General features: G+C 68.8%; 23 protein-coding genes. 12 read left to right on the forward strand and 11 right to left on the reverse strand.

The features are described 5' to 3' along the window. The 6 genes from AC3XYG_RS14675 to AC3XYG_RS14700 form a co-directional block, all read left to right on the forward strand. On the forward strand, nucleotides 1-565 hold a 565-nt coding region (locus tag AC3XYG_RS14675; protein ID WP_489140581.1), incomplete at its 5' end, for a nuclear transport factor 2 family protein. Continuing rightward, nucleotides 562-1,089: a VOC family protein gene (locus AC3XYG_RS14680; RefSeq protein WP_489140582.1), complete on the forward strand. Its 528-nt coding sequence runs from the start codon at nucleotides 562-564 to the stop codon at nucleotides 1,087-1,089. The genes AC3XYG_RS14675 and AC3XYG_RS14680, both read left to right, overlap by 4 nt. Nucleotides 1,090-1,246: 157 nt before the next feature. Then, nucleotides 1,247-2,338, forward strand: a complete 1,092-nt coding sequence (locus tag AC3XYG_RS14685) for an LLM class flavin-dependent oxidoreductase (RefSeq protein ID WP_489140583.1) — start codon at nucleotides 1,247-1,249, stop codon at nucleotides 2,336-2,338. A gap of 38 nt (nucleotides 2,339-2,376) precedes the next feature. Beyond that, nucleotides 2,377-3,156 (forward strand): cyclase family protein, encoded by a 780-nt coding sequence (locus tag AC3XYG_RS14690; protein ID WP_489140584.1) that lies wholly within the window; start codon nucleotides 2,377-2,379, stop codon nucleotides 3,154-3,156. Between the two features lie 206 nt (nucleotides 3,157-3,362). Next, a complete protein-coding gene (locus AC3XYG_RS14695; RefSeq protein WP_489140585.1) occupies nucleotides 3,363-6,041 on the forward strand; it encodes an SEL1-like repeat protein in 2,679 nt (892 codons plus the stop codon). Nucleotides 6,042-6,127: 86 nt separating this feature from the next. Continuing rightward, nucleotides 6,128-6,733: a hypothetical protein gene (locus tag AC3XYG_RS14700; RefSeq protein WP_489140586.1), complete on the forward strand. Its 606-nt coding sequence runs from the start codon at nucleotides 6,128-6,130 to the stop codon at nucleotides 6,731-6,733. 22 nt (nucleotides 6,734-6,755) lie between these two features. On the opposite strand, the gene AC3XYG_RS14705 is transcribed toward AC3XYG_RS14700, so the two are convergent. The 5 genes from AC3XYG_RS14705 to AC3XYG_RS14725 form a co-directional block, all read right to left on the reverse strand. After that, on the reverse strand, nucleotides 6,756-7,787 hold the full coding sequence (locus AC3XYG_RS14705; protein WP_489140587.1) for an AI-2E family transporter: 1,032 nt from the start codon (nucleotides 7,785-7,787) through the stop codon (nucleotides 6,756-6,758). A gap of 165 nt (nucleotides 7,788-7,952) precedes the next feature. After that, nucleotides 7,953-8,885, reverse strand: coding sequence for a branched-chain amino acid ABC transporter permease (locus AC3XYG_RS14710; protein WP_489140588.1), 933 nt, complete (start codon nucleotides 8,883-8,885; stop codon nucleotides 7,953-7,955). After that, complete coding sequence (locus AC3XYG_RS14715; protein ID WP_489140589.1) at nucleotides 8,882-9,802, reverse strand: branched-chain amino acid ABC transporter permease; 921 nt, start codon at nucleotides 9,800-9,802, stop codon at nucleotides 8,882-8,884. The genes AC3XYG_RS14710 and AC3XYG_RS14715 overlap by 4 nt, the downstream gene beginning before the upstream one ends. After that, a complete protein-coding gene (locus tag AC3XYG_RS14720) occupies nucleotides 9,802-10,536 on the reverse strand; it encodes an ABC transporter ATP-binding protein (protein ID WP_489140590.1) in 735 nt (244 codons plus the stop codon). Before AC3XYG_RS14720 ends, AC3XYG_RS14715 begins: the two co-directional genes overlap by 1 nt. Continuing rightward, nucleotides 10,533-11,291: an ABC transporter ATP-binding protein gene (locus tag AC3XYG_RS14725; protein WP_489140591.1), complete on the reverse strand. Its 759-nt coding sequence runs from the start codon at nucleotides 11,289-11,291 to the stop codon at nucleotides 10,533-10,535. Before AC3XYG_RS14725 ends, AC3XYG_RS14720 begins: the two co-directional genes overlap by 4 nt. A 212-nt stretch (nucleotides 11,292-11,503) precedes the next feature. Here AC3XYG_RS14725 and AC3XYG_RS14730 point away from each other — a divergent pair, with 212 nt between their 5' ends. Genes AC3XYG_RS14730 through AC3XYG_RS14755 form a run of 6 tightly spaced genes read left to right on the forward strand, consistent with a single transcriptional unit; the run spans nucleotide 11,504 to nucleotide 16,458 of the window. After that, nucleotides 11,504-11,989: a DUF3830 family protein gene (locus tag AC3XYG_RS14730; RefSeq protein WP_489140592.1), complete on the forward strand. Its 486-nt coding sequence runs from the start codon at nucleotides 11,504-11,506 to the stop codon at nucleotides 11,987-11,989. Then, nucleotides 11,986-12,330 (forward strand): TIGR04076 family protein, encoded by a 345-nt coding sequence (locus tag AC3XYG_RS14735; protein ID WP_489140593.1) that lies wholly within the window; start codon nucleotides 11,986-11,988, stop codon nucleotides 12,328-12,330. Before AC3XYG_RS14730 ends, AC3XYG_RS14735 begins: the two co-directional genes overlap by 4 nt. Further along, nucleotides 12,327-13,385 carry an aldo/keto reductase gene (locus AC3XYG_RS14740; protein WP_489140594.1) on the forward strand — a complete coding sequence of 353 codons (1,059 nt, stop codon included), beginning with the start codon at nucleotides 12,327-12,329 and terminating at the stop codon, nucleotides 13,383-13,385. Before AC3XYG_RS14735 ends, AC3XYG_RS14740 begins: the two co-directional genes overlap by 4 nt. Beyond that, nucleotides 13,382-13,810: a DUF4440 domain-containing protein gene (locus AC3XYG_RS14745; RefSeq protein WP_489140595.1), complete on the forward strand. Its 429-nt coding sequence runs from the start codon at nucleotides 13,382-13,384 to the stop codon at nucleotides 13,808-13,810. The genes AC3XYG_RS14740 and AC3XYG_RS14745 overlap by 4 nt, the downstream gene beginning before the upstream one ends. Before the next feature lie 57 nt (nucleotides 13,811-13,867). Further along, nucleotides 13,868-15,136 (forward strand): ABC transporter substrate-binding protein, encoded by a 1,269-nt coding sequence (locus AC3XYG_RS14750; RefSeq protein ID WP_489140596.1) that lies wholly within the window; start codon nucleotides 13,868-13,870, stop codon nucleotides 15,134-15,136. Between the two features lie 29 nt (nucleotides 15,137-15,165). Then, nucleotides 15,166-16,458: an NAD(P)/FAD-dependent oxidoreductase gene (locus AC3XYG_RS14755; protein WP_489140597.1), complete on the forward strand. Its 1,293-nt coding sequence runs from the start codon at nucleotides 15,166-15,168 to the stop codon at nucleotides 16,456-16,458. A gap of 142 nt (nucleotides 16,459-16,600) precedes the next feature. On the opposite strand, the gene uxaC is transcribed toward AC3XYG_RS14755, so the two are convergent. The 6 genes from uxaC to AC3XYG_RS14785 all read right to left on the reverse strand — a co-directional run. Next, nucleotides 16,601-18,004 carry a glucuronate isomerase gene (gene uxaC / locus AC3XYG_RS14760; RefSeq protein ID WP_489140598.1) on the reverse strand — a complete coding sequence of 468 codons (1,404 nt, stop codon included), beginning with the start codon at nucleotides 18,002-18,004 and terminating at the stop codon, nucleotides 16,601-16,603. After that, on the reverse strand, nucleotides 18,001-19,083 hold the full coding sequence (locus tag AC3XYG_RS14765) for a Gfo/Idh/MocA family protein (protein WP_489140599.1): 1,083 nt from the start codon (nucleotides 19,081-19,083) through the stop codon (nucleotides 18,001-18,003). Before AC3XYG_RS14765 ends, uxaC begins: the two co-directional genes overlap by 4 nt. A gap of 2 nt (nucleotides 19,084-19,085) precedes the next feature. Then, nucleotides 19,086-20,114 carry a Gfo/Idh/MocA family protein gene (locus AC3XYG_RS14770; protein ID WP_489140600.1) on the reverse strand — a complete coding sequence of 343 codons (1,029 nt, stop codon included), beginning with the start codon at nucleotides 20,112-20,114 and terminating at the stop codon, nucleotides 19,086-19,088. Nucleotides 20,115-20,128: 14 nt separating this feature from the next. Next, nucleotides 20,129-20,992, reverse strand: coding sequence for a carbohydrate ABC transporter permease (locus AC3XYG_RS14775; protein ID WP_489140601.1), 864 nt, complete (start codon nucleotides 20,990-20,992; stop codon nucleotides 20,129-20,131). Continuing rightward, the gene (locus tag AC3XYG_RS14780) at nucleotides 20,985-21,920 is read right to left on the reverse strand and encodes a carbohydrate ABC transporter permease (protein ID WP_489140602.1); all 936 of its coding nucleotides are present in this window, start codon (nucleotides 21,918-21,920) and stop codon (nucleotides 20,985-20,987) included. Before AC3XYG_RS14780 ends, AC3XYG_RS14775 begins: the two co-directional genes overlap by 8 nt. A gap of 4 nt (nucleotides 21,921-21,924) precedes the next feature. After that, a partial coding sequence (locus AC3XYG_RS14785) for an ABC transporter substrate-binding protein (RefSeq protein ID WP_489140603.1) occupies nucleotides 21,925-23,072 on the reverse strand: 1,148 nt, incomplete at its 5' end.

Genomic DNA, 23,072 nt, shown 5'->3' on the forward strand with positions numbered 1-23,072 from the left:
CCGCAGGGCGATGGGGCCCCACTACGACCTGTCGGCGCTGTGGGAAACGCACACCATGCATGAGTTCGGCACGCGCGATGTGGATGCAACCATGAAAACCATGGTGGCCCAGCCCTATGTCAACCACATACCGACCATGACCGGCGGCGTCGGCCATGACCAGCTGCTTCGCTTCTACGCCAACCACTTCATCCCGAAGACGCCGAAGGACACCCGGCTGGTGCCGATCAGCCGCACCGTCGGGGTCGACCGGCTGGTCGACGAGATGCTGTTCTGCTTCACCCACGACATCGAGATCGACTGGATGCTGCCCGGCGTGAAGCCGACCGGCCGGGATGTCGAGATCCCATTGGTGGCGATCGTCCGCTTCCGCGGCGACAAGCTGTACAACGAGCACATCTACTGGGACCAGGCCTCGGTCCTGGTCCAGATCGGGCTCCTGGATCCGCAGGGCCTGCCGGTGGCCGGCGTGGCGACGGCGAAGAAGCTGGTCGACGAGGCACTGCCGTCCAACACCCTGATGGCGCGGTGGGCGGAGAGCGCACCGAAGGGGGACGCCTCGTGAGCGTTCCCGGCCTGCGCGGCATCGACCATGTCGGCATCACCGTGCCGGATATGGACCAGGCGGTCGGCTTCTTCACCGAGGTGCTCGGCTGCAAGTTCGTGACCGCCTTCGGGCCGTTCCGCGACGATGACGGGACGTTCATGACCGACCTGCTGGACGTCCATCCCCGTGCGGTGGTCGAGCGCATCACCCTGCTGCGCTGCGGCGACGGGTCGAACCTGGAGCTGTTCCAATACCGGGCGCCGGACCAGGCGACGGCGGCGCCGCGCAACAGCGACATCGGTGGCCACCACCTGGCCTTCTACGTCGCCGACATCGGCGCCGCCGCGGCCGACCTGCGGGCGCGGGGTGTGCGAACGCTGATGGGCCCCTTCGCGGTCACCGAGGGGTCAGCCGCGGGCCAGAGCATCCTCTATTTCTTCAGCCCCTGGGGGCTGCAGCTGGAGCTGATCTCCTATCCCCGGGGCATGGCCTATGAGGCGGAGGCCGAGACCGTGCTGTGGGCGCCGCCCTCGCCACCCTGACAGGCGTTGTCGGTCGCCCGAAACTGTTTTAGGGTTAAACCAATCGTCGGGAACGCCGCCTGTTCCGGACGCAGCCATCAAGACCGCAGCCGATGCGGCACCGGCCCGGGTTGAACAGGGAAGCACCGATGTCGACCAGCCGTCGCGATCCGCGGCGATGACCCATCCGCTGCACGGGCCGAACCGGTTCAAGCTGGGCGTGTTCTCGACCAACGCCGATGGCGGGCTGGCGATCACCACGGTGCCGGAGCGCTGGCAGGCGAGCTGGGCCGACAACCTGGCCGCCGCCCGCATCGCCGACCGCGCCGGCTTCGAATTCCTGCTGCCGATCGCGCGCTGGAAGGGCTTCGGCGGTCAGACGCATGTGCGGGAATCGTCGTTCGAGACCTTCACCTGGGCGGCGGGGCTGGCCGCCGCGACCGAGCGCATCGGCCTGTTCATGACCGTGCATGTGCCGCTGGTGCATCCGGTCTATGCCGCCAAGGCCCTGGCCACGGTCGACCATGTCTCCGGCGGCCGCGCCGGCCTGAACATCGTCTGCGGCTGGAACCCCGCCGAATTCGGCATGTTCGGGGTCACCCTGGGCGACGATGCCTACGACCAGGCGGCGGAATGGATCGGCATCATCGAGCGCGCCTATGCCAGCGACACGCCGTTCGACCATGACGGCAAGCACTACCGGCTGAAGCAGGTGGTCAGCCGCCCGGCCAGCCTGCAGCGGCCCCGCCCGGTCACCATGAACGCCGCCTTCGGTGCCCCGGGACGGGACTTCGCGGCGCGGCATTGCGACTTCCTGTTCTCGACCTTCACCGACATCGCCGACGGTGCCCGCCATGTCGCCGACATCGCCGGCCGGGCCGCTTCGGCCGGGCGCGAGGTCGGCATCCACACCGTCTGCCACGTGGTCTGCCGCGACAGCCAGGCCGAGGCCGAGGATTATTACGACCGCTACGCCGTGCGCGAGGCCGACCACGCCGCGGTCGACGAGCATATGGCGAAGAAGAAGCAGTTCGCGCAGTCGCATGACGACCGCGCCTTCGCCCTGTACCGCCAGCGCTTCGCCGGCGGTGCCGGCACCTATCCGCTGGTCGGCACCCCGGCCCGCATCGCCGAGGAGATCGGGGCGATCGCCGCGGCCGGCTATGCCGGCGCCGCCCTGTCCTTCGTCAACTACACCGACGAGCTGCCGTTCTTCTGCGACCGCGTGCTGCCGCTCCTGGCCCGCGCCGGGCTGCGGCAGGGCGGCTGAACCCCAAAGCCCAAAGACAGACAGGGAGAACAGAACCGATGAGCACCGATCTTCTGGCCTTCGCCGCCGACATCCTGGCCGGCCGCATCCGCATCGTCGACCTGACCCAGACGCTGCGGCCGTCGACCCCGGTGATCCAGCTGCCGCCGATGTTCGCGCCGTCCAACCCGTTCCGGATCGAGGAGATCTCGCGCTATGACGAGCGCGGGCCGGGCTGGTACTGGAACAACATCTCGTGCGGCGAGCACACAGGCACCCATTTCGACGCGCCGATCCACTGGGTTACCGGCCGCGACCTGAAGGACGCCACCACCGACACCGTGCCGGTGCAGCGCTTCGTCGCCGCCGCAGTCGTGATCGACTGTTCGGCCGAGGCCAAGGACAACCCGGACTTCCTGCTGGAGCCGGAGCACATCCACGCCTTCGAGGCCGAGCATGGCCGCATCCAGCCCGGCACCTGGGTGCTGATGCGCACCGACTGGTCGAAGCGCACCGATCCGGTCGAGTTCCTGAACATGAAGCAGGACGGGTCACATGTGCCGGGGCCGAGCGTGGCCGCCGTGACTTTCCTGGCCAAGGAGCGCGACGTCGCCGGCTGGGGCGTCGAGGCGGTCGGCACCGATGCCGGCCAGGCCTTCACCTTTGAGCCGGCCTTCCCCGCCCATGCCATCATGCACGGGTCGAACAAGTTCGGCCTGGCCAGCCTGACCAATCTCGACCAGCTGCCGCCGACCGGCACGGTGCTGGTGACCGCGCCGCTGAAGATCGAGAACGGCTCCGGCTCCCCCTTGCGGGTGCTGGCGCTGGTGGCTGCGTAGCCCATAGACACCCGGCCGGACGGCTTCCGCCGTTCGGCCATCGACAGGGGGATCGGATTCGGATGAGGATGACGGCGGGATCATTTGACTCGCCGTTCATCTCGATGCGCATTCGCCGTCTCATTCTGGGCTTGCTGCTAGCGCCATCCGTGGCGCTGGCGTCGCCGCCTCTCCCTTCCCCGTTGGATCTCGACCGCCTCGACCTGATGCCGGCACTTGCGCCGGTCGGGACCGGTGACGTCCTGTTCGGCCTGCGTCTCCAGGCCGGGCTGGGTGACGCCGCCGCCCAAATCCGGCTCGGCATCCGCTACGAAACCGGCAACGGCGTGGACAAGGATCCCGCCGAGGCGGTGCTGTGGTACCGGGCGGCCGCGCTGCAGGGCAACGCCTGGGGGCAGTCCAGTCTCGGCGACATGTACCGGGACGGGCTGGGCGTGGCCCAGGATGATGCCATGGCCGTCCATTGGTACCGGCTGGCGGCGGAGCAGGAGCTGGCCCGCGCCCAGACCAGCCTGGGCTGGATGTATGAAGATGGCCGCGGCGGACTGCAGAAGAGCGATGCCGCCGCCGTCGCGCTGTACCGGCTGGCCGCCGAGCAAGGCTTCGTGCAGGCGCAGACCAGCCTGGGCTTCATGTACGAGACCGGCCATGGCGGGCTGCAGGATTATGCCGCCGCAGCCTATTGGTACGGCCGGGCCACGGATGCCGGCTACCGCATCGGCCAACGCGCCCTGGCAGGCCTGTACCGGGAGGGACACGGCGTGCCACAGGATGACGCCGAGGCGGTGCGCCTCTATCGTCTCGCCGCGGACCAGAAGGATGCCGACGCCCAGAGCGACCTGGGCTGGATGTACGAGACCGGGCACGGCGTGACCCGGGATGCGGCGGAGGCGGCCCGGCTGTACCGCCTCGCCGCCGATCAGGGGCTGGCTCGGGCCCAGACCAATCTGGGCTTCCTCTACGACGCCGGCAGCGGCGTCACCCGTGACCTGGCCGAGGCGGTGCGCTGGTATCGCCTGGCTGCGGCCCAGGGCGATGCCCATGGCGAGACCGAACTGGGCGGCATGTACGACAACGGCCGCGGCGTGCCCAAGAACGACGCCAAGGCGATGCGCTGGTTCCGCCTGGCCGCGAAGCAGGGCTATGCCGAAGCCCAGAACGATGTCGGCATCCTCTACGATCTCGGCCTCGGCGTGGCCGAGGACGATGCAGAGGCAGCACGCTGGTACCGTATGGCGGCCGACCAGGGCGATGAGCAGGCCCAGGCCAATCTGGGCCTGCTGTACGAGGCCGGCCACGGCGTGGCCAGGGACCCGGCCGAAGCCGCCCGCCTCTATCGCCTTGCCGCCGACCAGGGGCTGGCGCGGGCGCAGAACCTTCTCGGGGCCTTGTACAGGGGCGGGGTGGGCGTGCCGGCGGACGCGGCCGAGGCGGCGCGGTGGTACCGCTTGGCCGCAGACCAGGGCAATGTCCGCGCCCAGACCGAGCTCGGTTACCTCTACCATCGCGGCCTCGGGGTCGCGCAGGACGATGCCGAGGCGCTGCATTGGTTCCGGTTGGCCGCCGACCAGGGTCATCCGCGCGCGCAGAACAATCTCGGTGCCATGTATGAAAACGGCTGGGGCGTGCCCCAGGACTACGCCGAGGCGATCGTCTGGTACCGCCGGGCCGCCGACCAGGGTGACGTCTCTGCCTCGACCAGCCTGGGCGACATGTACAAGGCCGGCCACGGGGTGGCGCAGGATGATGCCGAAGCGGTGCGCCGGTTCCGCCTCGCCGCCGGCCAAGGGGATATCGACGGCGAGATCGATCTCGGCTGGATGTACCAGCAGGGCCGCGGCGCGGTGCAGAGCGATGCCAAGGCCGTGCATTTCTTCCGCCTGGCCGCCAACCAGGGCGATGCCGATGGCCAGTTCAGGCTGGGCTCCATGTACCGGCGCGGCCGCGGCGTGGCGCAGGACCCCGCCGAGGCCGTGCGCTGGTATCGGGCGGCTGCCGACCAGGGCCATGCCCTGGCTCAGAACAGTCTTGGCTGGATGTATCAGCATGGCCGTGGCGTGGCCCGGGATGATGCCGAAGCGGTGCGGTGGTATCGCCTTTCCGCCGACCAGGGCAAAGCCTATGCCCAATACCACCTTGGCTGGATGTACCGGCACGGCCTGGGTGTGGCCGAGGATGATGCGGAGGCTGCACGCTGGTACCGCCTGGCCGCCGACCAGGGCGACAGCGGGGGCATGGTGAACCTCGGCTGGCTGTACGAGAACGGCCGCGGCGTGGCCCAAGACGACGCCAAGGCCGTCAGCCTTTACCGGCAGGCCGCTGACCAGGGCGACGACGTCGGCCAGGCCAATCTGGGCGAAATGTACGAGCATGGCCGGGGCGTCGCGCGGGACGAAACCGAGGCTGCCCACTGGTATCGCCTGGCCGCCGACCAGGGGAACGCCCGTGCCGCTTACCTGTTGAACGTGCTGTATCTGGACGGCCGCGGCGTGGCCCAGGACGATGCCGAGGCCCTGCGCTGGCTGCGGATCGCCGCGGACAAAGGCTATGCCAAGGCGCAGAGCGAGCTGGGCATCGCCTATGAGACCGGCCGGGGGGTGGCGCGGGACGAGGCCCTGGCGGTGATCTGGTTCGCCCGGTCGCTGGGCGACAGCGACGATGCGCCGGAGAATGCCGCGCTGTTCCTCGGCGCCCGGACGCCGGCGGCCAAGCAGCAGGCGGCGCTGCGATTCCTGACCAAGCTTGGCTATGCGGCCGGTGTCCCGGCGGCGATGGCGGTCGAGGTCTTCCGCCGCGCCGAGGGGCTGCCGGATGCGGATGGCGTGGACGACGCGCTGCTGCTCACCCTGGCCCGCAAGCAATGGGCGGCCAGCCATCCCTCGTGACGGCGAATTCATGTAACCGCCGCCCGGGTTCCGGCGTACTGACGTCCCGAGGGGACGTCGACGTACAACCGAGAGAAGAAGCCATCATGAAGCGCACCGCCATCGCGGGCCTCGCCCTGCTCGGCCTTCTGTCAGCCTTTCCTGCCGCAGCCCAGACTTCGCCGCCGCAGCGCATCCGCGGCACGATCGATGCGATCGACGGGTCCAAGCTGACCGTCACCGCCCGCGGCGGCGGCACCTCGATCGTGACCCTGGCCGACGACGCGACGGTCCGGCTGATCGTCCCGGCCGACATCCACGACATCAAGCCCGGCACCTATATCGGCAGCGCCGCCATGCCGCAGGATGACGGCAGCCTGCAGGCGCTGGAGGTACAGATCTTCCCGGAGAGCATGCGCGGCGTCGGCGAAGGCCAGCATCCCTTCGACCTGAAGCCCGGCAGCACCATGACCAACGCCACGGCCGGCGACGTCACCGGCACCGACGGCCGGGTGGTGACCATGACCTACCAGGGCGTCAAGACCAAGCTGGTGGTGCCGCCCGACGTGCCTGTGATCACCTATGAGCCGGGCGACCGCAGCATGCTGACCAAGGGCGCGCACGTCATCGTCCAGATCGTCAAGGCCGATGACGGGTCGATGGTTTCGCACGGGGTGCAGGTCGGCAAGGACGGGCTGGTGCCGCCGACCTGATACACCGGCCTTCGGCGCGCCGTCAGACCAGTTTGCGGGCTTTCAGCTCGACCTTGAGATAGGCGTAGAAGATCGGCGCCGCGATCACCCCCGGCACGCCGAAGGCCGCTTCCATCACCAGCATGGCGATCAGGATCTCCCACGCCCGGGCCTCGATCTGGGTGCCGACGATCTTGGCGTTGATGAAGTATTCCAGCTTGTGGATCAGGATCAGGAACACCAGCGACGCGATCGCGGTGTAGACCGACAGGCTGAGGCTGAGCACCACGATCATGGTGTTCGAGATCAGGTTGCCGATCACCGGCAGCAGGCCGACGACGAAGGTGACGACGATCATCGTCTTGGCCAGCGGCAGGTGGATGTCGAACAGCGGCAGCACCCCGATCAGGTAGATCGCGGTCAGCACCGTGTTCAGCATCGAGATCCGCACCTGGGCGAAGATCACCCGGCGGAACGACAGGGCCAGCAGGCGCACCCGTTCGGCCAGCGCCCGGGCCAGCGGGCCGCGGCCGGTGCGCTGCGTCAGGTCGGACACGGCGATCATGCCGCCGATCACCAGGCCGATCACGATGTGCACCAGGATGCGCCCGACATTCGTGCCGACCTGCTGCAGGTCGCGCGCATGTTCGCGCAGCCATTGCGCCGCCATGGTGTCGAGCTCATGCCCGTTGGCCGGGACATAGGCCAGGATCCAGGACGGCAGTTGCTGGCTCGCCTCCTCCACCGCGTCGGCCATCTTGCGCATCACCGCGACCAGGCCTTCGGAGCGGGTGGTCAGCAGCGAGATCAGCTCGATGATGCCGAAGGTGATCGCCAGGATGATGATGGCGGTGAGCAGCCCGAGGGCGATGAACCGGCCGATCTTGTGTGTAGCCCCGAAGCGCCGGAACAGCGGTGCCACGACATGCACCAGCTCGTGGATCAGCAGCCCGGCCAGCAGGGCGGCCAGCAGGCCGACCCAGAGCGTGCCGAGCAAGGCGAGCCCGGTCAGGATCAGTGCTGCAATCTCGACACGACGGTCCCGTTCGGCAGGTTGTACGGCCCCAAGGGCCACGACCGGGGCGTCATCGCTTCGGCCGGGCTGAAAATTCATGTTCCGAACGCCTGTTCCCAACGGTCCGCGCAACGGGCGCGATGCTCGATCCGACTCCGGACCTTTACCAGACAATTGTCAATAAAACGGTGGCAGGAGCATGGCACCGGTCCGGCGGGGCCTGACTCAGGCGCCACCGATCAGCCCTTTCGGCCGGACCACCAGCACGCCGCTGAGCAGCACGCCGATCAGCACGATGCGCAACGCCGCGGCCTGGGCCTGCATCTCGGTCGGCACCGTGGCGTCGATCAGCGCGCCGGAGGCCGCCCAGATCGCCCAGACCACGATGCCGCCCAGGATCGCCCCCTTGTTGCTGCCGGAGCCGCCGACCACCAGCATGGTCCAGACCTGGAAGGTCAGGATCGGCAGGAAATCCTCGGGCGCGATGAAGCCGACGAAGCTGGCATACATGCCCCCGGCCAGCCCCATCACCATCGACCCGATGACGAAGGCCTGCAGCCGGAAGGCGAAGGGATGCTTGCCGAGCGACTGGGCCGCCGTCTCGTCCTCGCGGATGCCGCGCAGCACCCGGCCCCAGGGGCTGCGCACCAGGATCTCGAGCAGGGCATAGACCCCGCCCACCACCACGATCGAGACGCCGAGATAGAACAGGTTGAAGCCGAACGGCGTGGCGAAGGCGCCGGCCAGCGGCCGCGGGATCGAGCCCAGGCCGAAGGCGCCGCCGGTCAGCGGCTCGAAGTTCAGCGCGATCAGCTGCACCGTGACGGCGATGCCGAAGGTGGTGATAGCGAGATAGTCCTGGCGCAGCCGCAGGCTGGGAATGCCGACCACCACCGCGGCGATGCCGGCGGCCAGCACGGCGCCGATCCAGCCGACCGCCACCGGCAGACCGAAGCCGCCGAGCGAGTTGGCATAGTCCGGCCCGGTCAGGATCGCCGTGGCATAGGCGCCGATGGCGAAGAAGCCGGCGACGCCGACATTGAACAGCCCGGTGACGCCCCATTGCAGGTTGAGGCCGAGGCAGACCAGCGAATAGTTCAGGGCGATGACCAGGAAGAAGACGAGATAGCCGGCCAGGCCCAGCAGGTCGGCGGTCATGCCCCGCGCTCCCCGAACAGCCCGGTCGGCCGCGCCAGCAGGATCAGGATCAGCACCAGGAAGGCCACGGCCTGGCGGTATTCGGCGCCGATCAGCGGCACCGACAGGCTTTCGGCCAGGCCGACGATCAGCCCGCCCAGCACCGCACCATAGAGGCTGCCGATGCCGCCGAGGATGGCGGCGGCGAACAGCGGCAGCAGCAGGTCGAAGCCCATCAGCGGCCGCACCTGGACGGTGATGCCGGACAGGATTCCGGCCAGGGCGGCCAGGCCGCCGCCGATCATCCAGGCCCAACGCACCACGGCGCGGACATCGATGCCGGTGATACGCGCCAGCGCCGCATTTTCCGCCGTGCCGCGCATTGCCTTGCCGAGGAAGCTGCGGGTCAGGAACAGGTGCAGCCCGATCACCGCGATCCCGGTGAGGCCGAGCACGAAGACCTGGTCCGGCGTAATCCGCATGCCGCCCATCACGCTGCGCGGCAGGATCGGCAGCGCCATCTGGATGTCGCGGCTGAAATAGTCGGGCTTCGGCCCCCACAGGAAGACCACCAGGTTGCGCAGCGCCAGGGCGGCGCCGAAGCTGGCGATGGCCAGGGTCATCATCCCGCCCTTGCCGCGCAGCCGGCCGAACAGCGCCCAGTCCAGCAGCACCGCCAGCCCGCCGGTCAGCACCATGGCGGCGGCCGACGCCAGCAGCAGCGGCCAGCCGAAGGACAGCGGGCCGATATGCCCCCCTGCCCCGGCGCCGGCTCCCATCAGCCCGACCAGGGTCAGGGCGATATAGGCGCCCCAGGTCAGCAGCTCGCCATGGGTGAAGTTGGCGAAGCGCAGGATCGACAGGGTCAGCGTCACCCCGACGGCGCCGAGGGCGATGGTCGAGCCGGAGACGACACCGTCGACGACATATTGCAGCATCACGCCACCCCCGCCGCCGCGCCATGGCCGAGATACAAGGCCTTCACCTCCGGCGCATCCATCAGCCCGGCCGCCGGCCGTTCCAGCCGCTCGCGCCCGTCGACCAGCACATAGGCGCGGTCGGAAATGGCCAGGGCGGCGCGGGCGTTCTGCTCCACCAGCAGGATGGCGACGCCGAGGTCGCGCACCCGGCGCAGCATCTCGAACACCACCCCGACCAGCCGGGGCGACAGCCCGGCCGAGGGTTCGTCCAGCATCACCACCTTGGGGTCGGGGATCAGCGCCCGGGCCACCGCCACCATCTGGCGCTGGCCACCGGACAGGCGGCCGGCCGCTTCCCGCCGTGCCCGGGCGAGGTCGGGGAACAGGGTGTATTGCGCGGCGATCCGTTCCGCCCGCCGCGCCCGCGGCAGCACGCCGGCGGCGAGGTCGAGATTCTCCTGCACCGTCAGCCGGGCGAAGACGTTCTCGGTCTGCGGCACGAAGGCCAGGCCGCGGCGGACCATGCGCTCTGCCGGAACACCGTCGATGCGTTCGCCGAACAGGGAGACCGTGCCCTCGGCGATCGGCACCAGCCCGGCGATCGCCTTGATCAGGGTCGATTTGCCGGCGCCGTTGGGGCCGAGGATGGTGACGATCTCGCGGTCGCCGAGCCGGATCGAGGCGCCCTTGACGATCGGCAGGCCGCGTTCGTAGCCGGCAATCAGGCCGCTGGTCTCAAGCGCGGCCGTCACGCCGCCACCCCGCCGAGATAGGCCTCGATCACCCGCGGGTCGGCCTGCACCGTCTTCGGCGGCCCCTGGACCAGCAGCCGGCCCTGGGCCATCACCACCACCGGGTCGCACAGCCCCATCACCAGATCCATGTTGTGTTCGATGATCAGGATGGTGACGCCGTCCCGGTTCAGCGCGGCGATCTTCTCGACGATGGTGTCCAGCAGCGCCGGCGCCACCCCGGCGCCGGGTTCGTCGAGCAGGATGACGGAGGGTTCGGCCACCAGCACGCGGGCCAGCTCCAGCAGCTTGCGCTGGCCGCCGGACAGCACCCGGGCCGGATCCTGCGCCAGCCGCGTCAGGCCGACGAAATCGAGGCAAGCCATCGCCTGGTCGCGCAGCCGACGCTCCTGCGCCCGCACCGCGCCCGGCGTCAGCCAGGCCCGCAGCACGGCTTCGCCCAACTGGCCCGGCGGCGCCAGCATGACATTCTCCAGCACCGTCATTTCGGGGAACGGGCGCGGAATCTGGAAGGTGCGGGCCAGGCCGGCCCGGAAGATGCGGTCGGCGCGCAGCCCGTCGATCCTGGCGCCGTCGAGCAGGATGCGGCCTTCGGTCGGCGTCATCGCCCCGGCGATCAGGTTGAACAGCGTGGTCTTGCCGGCGCCGTTCGGGCCGATCAGCCCGGTGATGCGGCCGCGTTCGATCGACAGCGACAGGCCGTCGACGGCCCGATGCCCCCCGAACGCCTTGGACACGCCCTGCAGCTCCAGCATGCTCTCACCATCCGCCCTGCCACCCCGATCGGATCGCCCCGGCACAGCCCCGATCTTCGCCGGGTGCGAGCCAGAAACGTGTTGAGTTGTGGATCGAATTGCCCGAACGATCCGTCGGTTGCAGGAGGCTTGGCGGAAAAGCTCCACCAGCCCCTTACGACCGAAAATGTTTTAGGTTTAGACTATCTCGACAGAAGATAATCGGAGTTGGCATGGTGCGCGAGATCCTATTTCGTGAGGAGAAGAGCGGCCTGTCGGCCCGCGCCGTCGCCCTGCCGGACAAGGCGCCGCAATCCTGCGAATTCCTGGGCGACCTGCTGTCGGGCGGCCCGGTCGCGATCCCGTCGCTACACGCCATCTGGACCGGCCCCGAAATCTCCTGCCCGCTGCCGGAGGCGGAGATCCCGGCCGGCTGGGCCCATGCGGTGCTGCCGCCGGAAAACGCCACCATGTTCCCGGCCGCGGGCGACGTGATCCTGGCCTATGTGCCGCCGCGCGCCTGGGGCGGGGTGCCGCATGCGATCTTCGACATCGGCCTGTTCTACGCCCCCGGCGGCCGGCTGCTGCTGCCGGTCGGCTGGATCGCCGGCTCCCTGGTCGCCCAGGTGGTGCCGGAGGATCTGGCCGATCTGCGCCGGGCCTGCGAGGCGATCCGGCGCAATGGCGCCTGCACCATGACGGTCGAGGCGGTGGCATGAGCGCCGATGACAGCTTCGAGCTGTACGATCTGAAGGTCGAGATCGTCGCCACCGACCGGCCGATGATGGGCGAGTACAAGGCGGGCGACCATTTCATCCTGTCCGGCGAGATGATGACGCTGCCGCCGGGCCAGGGCTTCCCGATCTACGCCCTGGCCGCCCTGCTGCCGCTGCTGCCGGCCAAGCAGCGCGACACCCATCCGCATGACTGGATGACGACGGACACCGAGATCGCCTCGCCCGACCCGAATTGCGGCGCCCGCTTCCGCATCACCCGGCTGGGCAAGCGCCGCTTCCGCCATGCCGAGACCACCGCCGTGCCGCTGGAGAAGACCCGGTGACATCTGCCGAAACCCGCGAGATTGCCCCCGGCTACACCATCTCCCGCATCCTCAAGGGCGGCTGGCAGCTGGCCGGCGACCATGGGCCGGTCGACCCGGCCGAGGCGATCGCCGGCATGGCCGCCTTCGTCGATGCCGGCATCACCAGCTTCGACTGCGCCGACATCTACACCGGGGTGGAGGAAATGATCGGCGCCTTCCTGGCGCAGTACCGGCGCGACCGCGGGGCCGAGGCGGCACGGCGGGTGCGGGTCCACACCAAATTCGTGCCGGATCTGGAGCGGCTGGCGACGATCGACCGCGACTACGTCACAGGGATCATCGACCGGTCCCTGCAGCGGCTCGGGGTCGACCGGCTGGACCTGGTGCAGTTCCACTGGTGGGATTATGGCATCCCGAACTATGTCGAGACCGCGCAATGGCTCGACGACCTGCGCCAGGCCGGCAAGATCGAGCTGGTCGGCGGCACCAATTTCGACACCGCCCGGCTGTTCGAGATCCTCGACGCCGGAGTGCCGGTCCGCACCATGCAGGTGCAGTATTCGCTGCTCGACACCCGGCCGTCACAGCGGATGGCGAAGCTGGCCGCGCAGCACGGCATCGCCTTCCTGTGCTACGGCACCCTGGCCGGCGGCTTCCTGTCCGAGGGCTGGCTGGGCCAGCCCGACCCCGGCATGGCCATGACCAACCGGTCGCTGATCAAGTACAAGCTTGTGATCGACGACATCGGCGGCTGGGACCGGTTCCAGGCCCTGCTGGCGGTGCTGAAGCGCATCGCCGACCGGCACGGCACCACCATATCGGCGGTGGCGGTGCGGGCGGTGCTGGACCGGCCTGGGGTGGCCGGCGCCATCGTCGGCGCCCGCACCGCCGCCCATCTGCCGCAGACCCTGGCCGCCTTCGGCCTGGCGTTCGATGCCGCCGACAGGGCCGAGCTCGACGCCGTGCTGGCGCGCCTGACGCCGCTGGAGGGCGACGTCTACGCGCTGGAGCGCGACCGCACGGGACGGCATGGCCGGATCATGAAGTACAACCTGAACGAGGATGCGGCATGACCGACGCGATCGGCGACCGCTGCCTCGCCGAGATCGAGGAGCTGCACCGGTTCTTCGAGCACTGGCTGGGCGATGCCGCGGCCGACCCCGCCGCCTTCGCACGGTTCGAGACGGTCTGCGCCCCGGATTTCACCCTGATGACGCCGGACGGGCGGGTGCTGGAGCGCGCCGCCGTGATCGGCTGGCTGCGCCAGGCCAGCGGCCTGCATGCCGACCCCGCCGCCCCGTTCCGGATCGAGATCCGCAACGCCGTTATCCGCATCGCCCTGCCCGGCGGTATCAGGCTGTGCACCTATGACGAATGGCAGCGCGTGCGGGGGGTGGAGCGCACCCGCCGCTCGACCGCGCTGCTGGAGGCCCAGGGCGACCGGGTGCTGTGGCGGCACCTGCACGAGACCTGGGCGGAGCCGCAACCCTCGCCCTGAACCACCCCAGGCCGGCCGATCCAACGAGCCGGCCATATCCGACAACAGGAGGCTTTCATGCATTTTCGGAAAATCCTTTCGGGCTCGATCTTCGCCACTGCCGTGCTGCTGCCCGGCCTGGCGGCGGCGGAGTGCACGGTCGAGATCGGGTCGGTGCTGTCGCTGACCGGGCCGGCAGGCCCGTTCGGCCAGTCCGCGTCGAAATCGATCGAGATGGCGTTCAAGGACATCAACGATGCCGGCGGCGTGATCGACGGCTGCAAGCTGACGGTCGATTTCCGCGACAGCCAGACCCAGGGCACCGTCGCGGTCGACGGCGCGCGGCAGCTGGTCGATTTGAAGAAGGTGCCGGTCATCATCGGCGCCATCATCTCCTCGGATTCGATGCCGATCCTGACCACGGTGACCGGCCCGTCCAAGGTGGTGCAGATCTCGCCCGCCGCATCCTCCCCCAGCTTCACCGAGCTGGCGCGCAAGGGCGACACCGGCGGCTACTGGTTCCGCACCATCACCTCGGACGCGCTGCAGGGCGTGGCGGCGGCGAAATACGCCATGGATCTCGGCCTGGATTCGCTCGCGGTGATCCACGTCAACAACGATTTCGGCGTGAACATGCTGCGCGAGTTCCAGAAGTCGTACACCGCGCTGGGCGGCAAGATCACCAGCGTCACCCCCTACAATGCCAGCCAGCCCAGCTACCAGGCCGAGGTCACCTCGGCGCTGGATGGCGACCCGAAGGGCCTGTACCTCATCGCCTATCCCGGCGACGGCACCACGGTGGCGCGCACCTGGATCAGCCAGGGCGGGCCGGCCAAGTTCCTGCTGAACGACGGCATGAATTCGGCCGAGTTCATCAAGGACGTCGGCGCCCAGTACCTGAACGAGGCCTACGGCACCTCCTCCGGCACCACCAAGACGCCGTCGACCGAGTATTTCTCGACCCATTACGACGCCTTCACCGACAACAAGTTCGACTGGCAGGCGCCGGCCGCCGACCGGGCCTATGACGCCGCCGCCATCATCGGGCTGGCGATCGCCAAGGCGAAGTCGAAGGACGCCACGGCGATCCGCGACAACATCCGCGCCGTGCTCGACCCCAAGGGCGAGGAGATCCATGCCGGGCCGGACGGGTTCAAGCGGGCGCTGGCCCTGATCGCCGAGGGCAAGCCGATCCGCTATGTCGGCGTGATCGGCCCGGTCGCCTTCGACGAGTATGGCGACATCACCGGCCCGTTCCGGGAATGGCAGATCAAGGACGGCCAGGTCGTGACCACCGGCGAGATCTCGGCCGAGGAGATCGACAAGCTGAAGGCCGGGATGAAGTGAGCCACGGGCCGATCATCGGGGCCTGACTCATGCCCTCCGAAACCTTCGACCGGTCGCTGTGGTTCGCGACCGCGGGCACGCGCGTGCCCACCCCGCCGCTGGACGGCCCCGTCGCCGCCGATGTCGCCATCGTCGGCGGCGGCATCCTGGGCGTCTGTACCGCGCTGCACCTGGCCGAGGCCGGCGCGGATGTGGTGCTGCTGGAGGCGCGCGAGATCGGCTGGGGCGCCTCCGGCCGCAATGGCGGGCTGGTGGTGCCGCATTACGCCCGCCTGGGGCCGGCCGATGCGCGGGCGGCGCTGGGCGAGGACCGCGGCGACCGGCTGTCGGCCCTGCTGGGCAACGGCGCCCGCCTGGTGTTCGACCTGGTCCGCCGCCATCGCATCCCCTGCGATCCGGTGCAGCAGGGCTGGCTGTGCCCCGCCCATGCGCCGTCGCGCCTGGCCGGGCTGGAGGGGCGGCTGCGGCAATGGCAGGCGCTGGGCCGCGACGGGCTCGAGCTGCTCGACGCCGCCGCGACGCAGGCGATGACCGGCATATCAGGCTATCACGGTGCCCTGCTCGACCGGACCGGCGGCCATCTCAACCCGCTGGCCTATGTCCGCGGCCTGGCCCGCGCCGCGCTGGCGGCCGGCGCCCGCATCGCCCAGGACACGCCGGTGACGGCGCTGCGCCACGATGGCCGGCGCTGGCAGATCGACACCGAGGGCGGCCCGGTCACGGCCGGCCAGGTGCTGCTGGCGACCAATGCCGGGCGGCGGACGCCCGTCCCCGGCATCGCCGCGGGGGTCGTGCCACTGCAGGTCTATCAGAGCGCCACGGCGCCGCTGCCGCCCGACATGCGCGGCCGCGCCCTGCCCGGTGGGCAATCGCTGTCCGACACAAGGTCGGATTTGTTCTCGCTGCGGCCGGCGGTGGGCGGGCGGCTGGTCACCGGCGGCATGGCCAGCCTGCAGCTCGGCGCGCTCGGCCGCCTCCAGGGCCGGATGGCGCGGCGGATCGAACACTTCGTGCCCGGCCTGGCGGTCGGCGATTTCCGGTATCGCTGGCACGGCACCGCGTCGCTGACGCCGGATTTCCTGCCGCGCTTCTGGCGGGTCGGCCCCGGCGCCTTCGCCGTCACCGCCTGCAACGGCCGGGGCATCGCCCTGAACACCGCGCTGGGGCCGGTCCTGGCGCAGCACCTGTCCGGCAGGATCGACGAGGCGGCGCTGCCGGTGCCGGTCACCGACCCCGAGCCGCTGCGCTACCCCCGCCTCTCGGCCGCGGCCCCCGGCGCGCTGCTGCTGTTCGCGGGGTTGCACGACCGGTTGGTGAGGTAGGAACAGGACGCAGCGCCCCCTTTTCCATGTCATTGCCCGGCTTGACCGGGCAATCCAGGGGCCACCAAGAGCCGCTCTCAATGGCCCTTGGATCCTCGGGTCAAGCCCGAGGATGACAATGGAAAGAAAGCGGGACGTCCCCCTACAGCTTGTACGCCGCCTTCGGCAGCCGGTAGGCGAGGTCGACCGCGACCTCGGCCGCCTCGTCCTCGTCCAGCCGGTGCTCGGCGACGAGCTGGGCGAGGTAGCGGCAGTCGACCCGCCGGGCCACGTCGTGCCGGGCCGGGATCGAGGGGAAGGCACGGGTGTCGTCGTTGAAGCCGACCGTGTTGGCGAAGCCCGCCGTCTCGGTCGCCAGCTCGCGGAAGCGCAGCATGCCTTCCGGGCTGTCGTAGAACCACCAGGGCGGCCCCAGCCGCAGGCAGGGATAATGCCCGGCCAGCGGCGCCAGTTCGCGGGCGTAGCTGGTCTCATCCAGGGTGAACAGGATCACCGTCAGGTCGCGCTCATTGCCGAAGCGGTCGAGCAGCGGCTTCAGCGCATGGACATAGTCGGTCCGGGTCGGAATGTCGGCGCCCTTGTCGCGGCCGAACTCCTGATGCAGCAGCGCGTTGTGGTTGCGGAAGGAGCCGGGATGGATCTGCATCACCAGCCCGTCCTCCAGGCTCATCCGCGCCATCTCGGTCAGCATCTGGCCACGGAACAGCTCGGCGTCCCTGGGCTCGAACCGGCCGGTGACGATCTTCTCGAACAGCGTCACCGCCGGCACCGGGTCCAAATCGGCCGTCGCCGCGGTCGGGTGGCCGTGGTCGGTCGAGGTCGCGCCCATGCTCTTGAAGAAACCGCGGCGCTGCTGCAGCGCGGCGAGATAGCCACGCCAGGACAGCGTGTCCTCGCCGGTGATCTCGCCGAGCTTGTCGAGCCCGGCGCGGAAGCCTTCGAACTCCGGGTCGACCACCGGGTCGGGCCGGAAGGCGGTGACCACCCGTCCCTTCCAGCCGCTGTCGCGCAGCGTGCGATGATGGTCGAGCGGGTCGAGCGGCGATTCCGTGGTGGCGATCACCTCGAGATTGAAGCGCTCGAACAGCTTCCGCGGCCGGAATTCCGGCTTGGCCAGGCAATCGGCGACGCGGTCGTAGATCCGGTCGGCGCTGGAAGGCGTCAGCTTTTCCTCGACCCCGAACAGGGTCTCGAAGGTGTGATCCAGCCACATCCGGGTCGGGGTGCCGCGGAACAGCGGCCAATGCTCGGCGAAGCGGCGCCAGATCGCGCGCGGGTCGGTCTCGACCTTGCCGCCGTCGCGGCGCGGCACGCCGAGATCCTCCAGCCGCACGCCCTGGCTGTACAGCATGCGGAAGATGTAGTGGTCCGGGATGATCAGCAGCGACGCCGGGTCCGCGAACGCCTCGTCCTTCGCGTACCAGGCCGGGTCGGTGTGGCCGTGCGGACTGACCAGCGGCAGGCCGGCGACCTCGGCATAGAGGCGGCGGGCGATACCGCGCTGGGTCGGGTCGGACGAGAACAGACGGTCTGGATGGAGGGTCATCGGGCAGACTTCGCTTGCGGGCGCCAATCCGCGTATTTTGGATGGTCGGGGCGGATCGGCAGGTCGACAACCTGCCCGGTTTCGGCGGAATGGAACAGCGCCGTCGCCAGCTCCAGCGACCGGCGGGCGTCATCGAGCGTCACCGGCGGTGCCTCCCCCCGTTCCAGCGTCGCGTGATAGCGGCCGAGCTGGCCGGCGAAGCGCGACGGCACCGTCTCCCAATCGGCCAGGGCACCCTCGATCCGGAGCTCGATCTCGGGCGAGGCCGGGATGATCTGCCAGGGCGCGTCGCCCGGGGCATAGGGCTTCAGCCCGCTTTCGAAGGTGACGTTCTCGAAGCAGAAGCGCAGCCGGCTGATCTCGACCTGCGACCCCAGCGTGGCGGCGAGCGAGACCAGCGAACCGTCTGCCATGGCCAGGCTGGCCACGGCGCAGTCCTCGACCTCAATCGGGTTCACCCGGGTGGTGGTGCGGGCGAAGACCGAGGCCACCGGCCCCAGCAGATAGGTCATGATGTCGTGCGAATGGATGGCATGGGTCAGCAGCACGCCGCCCAGCTCGGTCTCCAGCTTGCCGCGCCAGGGCACGGCGTAATAGTCGGCGCCGCGCTTCCAGGCCGTTTCCACCGTGGCGAGATAGGCCTTGCCGGCGATGCCGGCCTCGACGATGCGCCTGGCCTTCTGCAGGCCGTCGCCATAGCGGTACTGGAAGATCGGCATCACCCGGCCGCGGGCGGCGGCCTCGGCCTTCGCCACCCGGTCGAGATCGGCGAGCGACCCCACCAGCGGCTTCTCGCAGATCACCTGCTTGCCGGCCGCCAGCGCCGCCAGGATCTGGTCGACATGCACGTTGGGCGGGGTGCAGATGTCGATGATGTCGATCTCCGGCATCGCCAGGATCTCGTCGAAGCGGTTGGTCCGCACCGGCACGGCGAAATCATCGCCGATGACCGAGAGCCGCTCGGAATTCAGGTCGCAGATCGCCTCGACCCGGAACTTGTCCGGGTGGACGGCATAGCCCTCGGCGATGTGGCTGCGGCCGATGCCGAGGCCGACAATGGCGACGTTGTAAATGGTCATGCTCAGCCCCTCCGGCGCAGGAAAGTGGCTTCGGAGGCTTCGGCCATGATCTGGGCATTCAGCGCCAGTTCCATCGCCTTGAAGCAATGCGCCTGGGTCATCGCCGTCTCGGTCCGGTTCAGGACATCGGCGATCAGCTGCCGGCCGAAGGGCAGTTCGACCGCGCTGCAGTCGATCCGCTGCATGCCCTTGCCGTCGACCAGGATCAGATGGTCGCTGCCCGGCTGGCCGGTCGGGTCGACATATTTCCGCAGCTCGATATAGCCTTCGGTGCCGAGGATGGTCAGCCGCCCGTCGCCCCAGGTCGGCAGCCCATCGGGCGTGAACCAGTCGATCCGGATATAGCCGGTCGCGTCCGGGCTGCGCAGCAGCGCCTCGCCGAAATCCTGCAGCCCCGGTGTATCAGGATTGCCGCGGTTGGCGACGGAGGCCGAGGCGATTTCGACATCGAGCGTGCCGGCGAAGAACAGGAACTGCTCGAACTGGTGCGAGGCGATGTCGGTCAGGATGCCACCATAGCGCGCCCGTTCGAAGAACCAGCCGGCGCGCGACGGCGCGTTGAGCCGGTGAGGGCCGAGCCCGACCGTGTTGATCACCTTGCCGATGGCGCCGGCCTGCACCAGCTCGCCCGCCTTGACGGTGGAGCGGGTCTGGAAATGCTCGGAGTAGCAGATCGAATAGATCCGGCCGGTTTCGGCCTGCACCCGCCGCACCTCTTCCAGCTGGTCGAGCGAGGTCATCCCCGGCTTGTCCGAGAGATAGTCCTTGCCCGCCCGCATCACAGCGATGCCCAGCGGTGCCCGGTCGGCCGGAATGCCGGCCGAGGTGACCAGCGCGATCGACGGGTCGTCCAGGATGGCGCGCGGGTCGGCGACGCGTTTGGCCTGCGGGTAGCGGGCCTGGAACGGCACCGCCAACTCCTCCTCCGGCGCGTGGAAGGCAACGAACGTCCCCCCGGCGTCGAGCAGGGCGTCGACCTGGCCGAAGATGTGGTTGTGGTTGATGCCGATGGCGGCGAAGCGAATGGTCATCGAGGGATCCCGGATCAGCGTTTCATGCCGGTGGTGGCCACGCCTTCGATCAGGAGGCGCTGGAAGAACAGGAAGAACAGGAACACCGGCAGCAGCGTCAGGACGGACATGGCGAACAGCCCGCTCCAATCCGACTTGCCGGTGGAATCGACGAAGGTCCTGAGTCCGAGCTGGACGGTGTAGGAGCCCATGTCGTTGATGTAGATCAAGGGTGCGAAGAAATCGTCCCAGGTCCAGATGAACGAGAAGATCGCGGCGGTCGCCAGCACCGGCGTCGACAGCGGCATGATGATCCGCCAGTAGATCTTCCAGGCGCTGCAGCCATCCATCATCGCCGCCTCGTCCAGTTCCCGCGGGATGCCGCGGAAGAACTGCACCATCAGGAAGATGAAGAACGCGTCGGAGGCGAGGTATTTCGGCACGATCAGCGGCAGGAAGGTGTCGATCCAGCCGAGCTGCTGGAACAGCACGTATTGCGGGATCAGCGTGACGTGATAGGGCAACATCAGCGTGCCCAGCATCAGCGCGAACCAGAAGTTGCGGCCCCGGAACTGCAGCCGGGCGAAGGCGAAGGCGGTCAGCGAACAGGCCAGGACGTTGCCGATCACCGACAGCACCGAGATCACCGCCGAGTTCCAGAAGAACCGGCCGAAGCTGATGTCCAGCCCGCTCCAGCCGCGGATATAGGCATCGAGGCTGAACCCCTCCGGCCACAGTGAGGTGGTCGAGAAGATCTGGCTGTCGTCCTTGAACGAGCTGGAGAGCATCCACAGCAGCGGATACAGCATCGCCAGCGACGCGATGCCCAGCAGGATGTGGATCAGCAGCGACCGGCTGAACGGCCGGCGGGCCTGGCCGCCGAGAGCGATGTCACTCATCGTAGTGCACCCAGTAGCGTGCCGACAGGAAGGAGAAGGCGGTGAACAGTGCGATGATCACGACCAGCACCCAGGCCAGCGCCGAGGCATAGCCCATGCGGAAATAGCTGAACGCCTCCTGGTAGAGGTACAGCGTGTAGAACAGCGTGGAATCGACCGGACCGCCGGTGCCCTCGCTGATGATGAAGGCCGGGGTGAAGGCCTTGAACGCCTCGATCGTCTGGATCACGGCGTTGAAGAACACCACCGGGGTCAAGAGCGGCAGGGTGATCCGCCAGAATTTGTGCCAGGGCTTGGCCCCGTCGATCGCCGCCGCCTCATACAGGTCGCGCGGAATCTGGCGCAGCCCCGCCAGGAAAATGATCATCGGCGACCCGAACTGCCAGACGCTGAGGATCATGATGGTCGACAGCGCGTAGTTCGGGTTCGAGATCCAGCTGGGCCCATGGATGCCGAGCGGCGCCAGCGCCTGGTTGATCAGCCCGTTGCCGGCGAAGAGCTGGCGCCACAGCACCGCGATGGCGACGCTCGAGCCCAAGAGCGACGGCAGGTAGAACATGGCGCGGTAGATCGGCAGCCCGGCAATGCCCTTGTTCAGCAGCATTGCCACGGCGAGCGCGAAGGAAAGCTTCAGCGGCACCGAGAACAGCACGTACAGGAACGTGACCTTCATCGACGACAGGAACTTCGGATCGGCGGTGGCGATCCGGACGTAGTTCGCCGCCCCGACCCAGTGCGGATCCTGCAGCAGGTCGAAATCGGTGAAGGAGAGATAGAGCGAAACCAGGATCGGCCCGGCGGTCAGGCCGACGAAGCCGATCAGCCAGGGCGTCAGGAAGAGGTAGCCGGACAGGGTGCGCGACCCGACCCGCCGTCGCCGTCCTGTCCGCACCGCTCCCCCGCCCGAGGCCTGCACCGCAACCGTCATGTCATCACCCGCGATCGAGAATGCTGTTGGCTTCGTCGACGAATTGCTGGGCGCCGTCGGCCGGCGATGCCTGCTCGAACCCGACCTGCTCGTTCACCCGCTTCAGCAGGAAGGAGATCTCGCCGGCGCCTTTGGGTGCCGAGGGCGGCAGGGGGCCGACCTTGTCGGTGATGAAGGAGATGTAGTCGAGCGCGATCTTGTTCTGCGCGTCGAGCGTGGGGCCGACCACATCGCGCAGCGCCTTCGAGGCCGGGACCCCGCGCTCGACGCCTAGCGCCTTCCCCGCCTCCGGGTCGGTCACGTAGTAGTTGACCACCCGCACCGCCTGCTCGGCGACCGTGCTGCGGGCGCTGATGCTCCACAGCATCGACGGCTTGAGATACTGGCCCGGCTTCGCGCCCGGCCCGCCGCTCGGCTGCAGGGTCATGTCCAGCTTGGACTTGACCAGCGCCTGGTGCGCCACGAGCTGGTTCGAATTGGTGCTGATCGCCGCGGCGCGGCCCAGGGCCAGCATGCTGCTTTCCGGCGCGTTCTTGTCCAGCGCCTGCACATCGGCCGGCGGCACCGCGCCCTTCTGGCGCAGCCCGTGCCAGAAGCCGAACCAGTCTTCCATATCCTTCACGTCGAAGCCCAGCCGGCCCTCGGCGGTGTAGAGCGACTTGCCGCGCTGGCGGATCCAGTTGTCCAGCATCGGCTCGGTGCCCGAACCATCGGCAATCACCTTCATGCCGCCACGGATATTGGCGGATTTGAAAGCCTCGCCCATGGTCCGCAAATCGTCATAGGTGGTGTCGCGGGTCGGGGGCGCGACGCCGGCTTCCTCGAATGCCGCGGTATTGACCATCATGGCCACCGAGTTGGCGCCCAGGCTGATGCCATAGAGCTTGCCGTCGACCTTGCCGCCTTCGAGCTGGTCAGCGTCGAAATCGTCCAGGGTCAGCGCGCCGCCGAGGAATTCGTCGAGCGGCGCGATAGCGTTGCGCTTGGCGTATTCAACGATGAAGCGGTAATCCATCTGGATGATGTCAGGGGAATTGCCGCCGGCAGTCTGGGTGGCCAGCTTGGGCCAGTAATCACCCCAGGGCAGCACTTCGCCATCGACGACGACGGCCGGATTGCCGGTGGTGTAGAGATCGCTTACCCCATAGGTAC

This window comes from Inquilinus sp. (assembly GCF_057815775.1).

Bases quoted from the DNA above. Each gene is read 5' to 3' on its own strand.
- AC3XYG_RS14775 (WP_489140601.1), bottom strand. From the start codon at position 20,992: ATGAGTGACATCGCTCTCGGCGGCCAGGCCCGCCGGCCGTTCAGCCGG.
- AC3XYG_RS14730 (WP_489140592.1), top strand. From the start codon at position 11,504: ATGGTGCGCGAGATCCTATTTCGTGAGGAGAAGAGCGGCCTGTCGGCC.
- AC3XYG_RS14725 (WP_489140591.1), bottom strand. From the start codon at position 11,291: ATGCTGGAGCTGCAGGGCGTGTCCAAGGCGTTCGGGGGGCATCGGGCC.
- AC3XYG_RS14700 (WP_489140586.1), top strand. From the start codon at position 6,128: ATGAAGCGCACCGCCATCGCGGGCCTCGCCCTGCTCGGCCTTCTGTCA.
- AC3XYG_RS14770 (WP_489140600.1), bottom strand. From the start codon at position 20,114: ATGACCATTCGCTTCGCCGCCATCGGCATCAACCACAACCACATCTTC.
- uxaC (WP_489140598.1), bottom strand. From the start codon at position 18,004: ATGACCCTCCATCCAGACCGTCTGTTCTCGTCCGACCCGACCCAGCGC.
- AC3XYG_RS14780 (WP_489140602.1), bottom strand. From the start codon at position 21,920: ATGACGGTTGCGGTGCAGGCCTCGGGCGGGGGAGCGGTGCGGACAGGA.
- AC3XYG_RS14715 (WP_489140589.1), bottom strand. From the start codon at position 9,802: ATGCTGCAATATGTCGTCGACGGTGTCGTCTCCGGCTCGACCATCGCC.
- AC3XYG_RS14735 (WP_489140593.1), top strand. From the start codon at position 11,986: ATGAGCGCCGATGACAGCTTCGAGCTGTACGATCTGAAGGTCGAGATC.
- AC3XYG_RS14750 (WP_489140596.1), top strand. From the start codon at position 13,868: ATGCATTTTCGGAAAATCCTTTCGGGCTCGATCTTCGCCACTGCCGTG.
- AC3XYG_RS14745 (WP_489140595.1), top strand. From the start codon at position 13,382: ATGACCGACGCGATCGGCGACCGCTGCCTCGCCGAGATCGAGGAGCTG.
- AC3XYG_RS14685 (WP_489140583.1), top strand. From the start codon at position 1,247: ATGACCCATCCGCTGCACGGGCCGAACCGGTTCAAGCTGGGCGTGTTC.
- AC3XYG_RS14755 (WP_489140597.1), top strand. From the start codon at position 15,166: ATGCCCTCCGAAACCTTCGACCGGTCGCTGTGGTTCGCGACCGCGGGC.
- AC3XYG_RS14690 (WP_489140584.1), top strand. From the start codon at position 2,377: ATGAGCACCGATCTTCTGGCCTTCGCCGCCGACATCCTGGCCGGCCGC.
- AC3XYG_RS14765 (WP_489140599.1), bottom strand. From the start codon at position 19,083: ATGACCATTTACAACGTCGCCATTGTCGGCCTCGGCATCGGCCGCAGC.
- AC3XYG_RS14710 (WP_489140588.1), bottom strand. From the start codon at position 8,885: ATGACCGCCGACCTGCTGGGCCTGGCCGGCTATCTCGTCTTCTTCCTG.
- AC3XYG_RS14695 (WP_489140585.1), top strand. From the start codon at position 3,363: ATGCCGGCACTTGCGCCGGTCGGGACCGGTGACGTCCTGTTCGGCCTG.